This window comes from Schlesneria sp. (genome assembly GCF_036405755.1).
GTDB classification, from domain to species: Bacteria; Planctomycetota; Planctomycetia; order Planctomycetales; family Planctomycetaceae; genus Schlesneria; species Schlesneria sphaerica.
Window position 1 is genome coordinate 1 of record NZ_DASWWZ010000458.1, and the last position, 3,221, is coordinate 3,221.

Genomic DNA, 3,221 nt, shown 5'->3' on the forward strand with positions numbered 1-3,221 from the left:
ATCCGGAATGGCGGGCTCCCTGCGTAAAGTGCATGGAAACGACTCTGTGTAAACAGAGTGATGGTACCCGAATGGCTCGACGTCTGCGGCGGGAATACTGCCGCAGACGTTTCTGTTTAATCATTTCAGTGCCCAGCCACCGGTTGATGGTAGACAGAGGAGAGGGACCTTAGGTGTCACGCACGCCAGTGCCTGGCTGCCCCAAACCGATATGGGGATTCCAGTTCCTACTATCAGAAAAATCGGAAAATTCTCGCAAGTCTTCAATCAGTATTTTCGATACTAAAGCTATACACGGTCCCATGATCGCCAATTCAGCGGGTTCGGGAACTGCCGGAGAGAAATGATGACGAAGCCTGGCTCAGTAACGAAGCGATTTGCTCTAATCACCGCGATTGGCGTGATGATGATGAGCAACAGCGGATGCGTCCTGTTCGGCAGAATGCTGACCATGGCCTTCACGCTCAGCTCTTTCTATGGTACGACACCCCTGATTCCGGTGAGTCCGTACTACAGTGAGCTGATCGAAGATGCTTACATCAAAGAAGAACGGTACGACAAAGTACCGATTCTGGACCCCGTGGAAGGTGAACATGCACCCATCTTCTGCATGGATCCCCCCTCTGCTGACGAGGTCATGCGGGCACTGCCCCAGGAAACCTCGGGCGGCTGGGTCTTCCTGGCCGAAACGGTTCGCAACAACGTCAAGATCGTGACCGAACCGATTGTCGACCGGCTGGATGAATGCCGCTTCTTCCCGCTCGCCGGCCCCGCTCGACTGCACCACTGTCACTACAAGTGCACGGTCTACTATGACCTGATCAAGCGGTCTGACTGGCCGATCCCCTTCCGCCACGAAGACGAATCAATCCAGGTCGTCTACATCGACCACGATCACCTGATTCGCTGTGCCGGCCCGAACTCGATCCAATAGTTCTTGCCCGACCCGCAGGCGATCAAAAACCCGAGAACACAACAAAGACCACGACCGCTCCGGCAGTCGTGGTCTTTCTCGTTTTGATCACCTCGCAAACGCATCGCCTGTCTCTGTGTGACCCCTTGCAGTGTGGCCCCCTCGCAACGAGAGGACGCTCCCCGATCAGTGAAAAACCGCTCGCAAAAAGCCCCAAGTCCTACCGGGAAAGAGAATCAGGCGCCGAGAAACCTCGCCCGTCGCCGTGGGCAAGTGCAACGAGACCTCTGCGGGGGGGATGACCCGCTCCCAAAAATTTACCCAACCCCAGGTCGCAACCAGAGAGATCGCGGGCAAACCGTCGGCACATCACGCAGGGAGGCTGGGCGACCGAGCTGCGGAAAGCCCAACTGCGGCGACTCAGGTAGGGACGACCTCGGCTTGCTGGTCCTGCGAGAGACGGCTTTGGGTTCCGCGAACTGTGCGGGGCCGTGAAACCCACGCACAGCGCAGCAACAGGAACACTGGAAAGACGATCAGCGTGATGTTTTCGCTGTGCCCGTGGCGACGGCTGTTGCGTGCCAGGTATCGTGAGACTGCTGCAATTTTTTCACGAGCTCGGGCTGCTGTGCGGCGAAGTTGTGACGCTCGGCAGGATCGCTCACCACATTCGAAAGAAACAGCTTCTTGTCATCAGGGGTCAGTTCTCCCCCCGAGCTGTCGATGGCGTTGCCAATCAGCTTCCAGTCTCCTTCGCGGACAGCCCATTGGCCCCCCTTGTCACCAACATGCCAGTGCACTGTTGTGTGGGGCGTGGGTGCGTCTTCCGATTTCAGCACGGAGACCAGACTCAGACCGTCAAGATCCGGATTGACTAAGGGAATACCCGCCAGTTCGGCGACTGTCGGCAACCAGTCGCAGGAATGAGCGAGTTGATTGCGTTCAACGCCCTGTGGCAGACCGGCAGGGCACGAGATCATCGCCGGGACCCGGATGCCCCCTTCGAACAGGCTGAACTTCGCTCCACGGTAAGGACCGGCACTTCCTCCACCGAGGTGGCCTCGTTCTTCGGTCGAATGGCCATGATCGGACTGGAATACAACAATCGTCCGCTCCCGCAGACCTGCTTCGTCGACCCGTTTCAGCAGCGCACCAATGCGTGCATCGATCGATGACAGAAACGCTGCATACAAATTACGAGGGTAGGGGAGATCCTGATAATGCTCCAGCCATTCGGGATCTCCCTGATAGGGGTAGTGGGGCCCATTCAGCGCGAAGTACATGAAGAACGGTTTCTCACGATGTGACTCGATGAACTGCCCCGCTTCTTCCACCATCAGGTCGGGGAAGTACCGCCCCGGTCGCTGAATCTCCACTCCATTTTTGTGCAGGTCGTGTCGATTCGGTCCCTGCCAGTAAAAGAAGTGCGAGAAGTTATCAATACAGCCCCCCATGTGCCCGACCGAGAGTCCAAAGCCCTGAGCCAGCGGCATGGTCTCGCCGCTGTAGCCCAGGTGCCACTTGCCAATATGCGCAGTGGCATATCCAGCGGCCTGAAACGTCTCCGCAATCGTCGTCTGGGAGTTAGGCATGCCGGCCACTCCCGCGGTCGAGCTGACGTTATTCGAAACTCCTGCCCGTACCGGGTAGCGTCCCGTTACCAGGCCCGCTCGAGAGGGAGAGCAAACCGGGGCGGCTGCATAGAACTGAGTGAAGCGGACTCCGCGAGCCGCTATTGCATCCATGTTCGGCGTCTGCAGATCTTTCGCGCCGTAGCACCCCGCATCGACCGTTCCCTGATCGTCGGTCAGAATCAGAATCACATTGGGCTTCAGACGGTCACCGTCAGCCAGACAAACCCCTGTCGAGGCGATAAGGACCAACGCCAGCGAAAGAATCGACCACGGGCCTCTTTGACCGATGGTCATCGCCGACGGGAACGAAAAACGAGTTTTGTGAGCGAGTATCCTCAGGTGAGACATCATGCAGAAGGACTTTCCCTGTTATGCGTTTTGAAGGAGAGGCGGATGAGCGAGGTGCGGTCCCTGGAGCGAACTCGATGCGAAACCTCCAGACTATTCCGCAGGCAGTAAGCTCGCCAGCGAGAGCGAGTCACCTGTTCGCTCCTGGTTCTCCCGCAGGGCTTTGGCCAGCCTGAGAATCTGAGAACGATACCGCGGGTCGTCGGCCAGATCGTGCTTTTCCAGGGGATCTTCGGCAAGGTGATACAGTCGCAGGCGATTCGCCTTCGGATAGACGATCAACTTGAAACCGTCCGACTCAACCATACGCTGCAATCCCAGATAGG

Annotated in this window: 2 protein-coding genes and 1 pseudogene; 1 reads left to right on the top strand and 2 read right to left on the bottom strand. The window is 57.7% G+C overall.

Translation table 11 applies throughout. From position 1 onward, the window contains the following. The first annotated feature begins 343 nt into the window (after positions 1-343). A complete protein-coding gene (locus tag VGE80_RS15700; protein WP_373650000.1) occupies positions 344-934 on the top strand; it encodes a hypothetical protein in 591 nt (196 codons plus the stop codon). A 515-nt stretch (positions 935-1,449) separates the two neighbouring features. Here VGE80_RS15700 and VGE80_RS15705 read toward each other — a convergent pair. Both VGE80_RS15705 and VGE80_RS15710 read right to left on the bottom strand, forming a co-directional pair. Then, entirely contained in the window at positions 1,450-2,898 is a 1,449-nt protein-coding gene (locus VGE80_RS15705; RefSeq protein ID WP_440593324.1) for a sulfatase family protein, read from the bottom strand. 90 nt (positions 2,899-2,988) lie between these two features. Further along, positions 2,989-3,221 (bottom strand): annotated as a pseudogene (locus tag VGE80_RS15710) (sulfatase-like hydrolase/transferase); the annotation flags it as partial.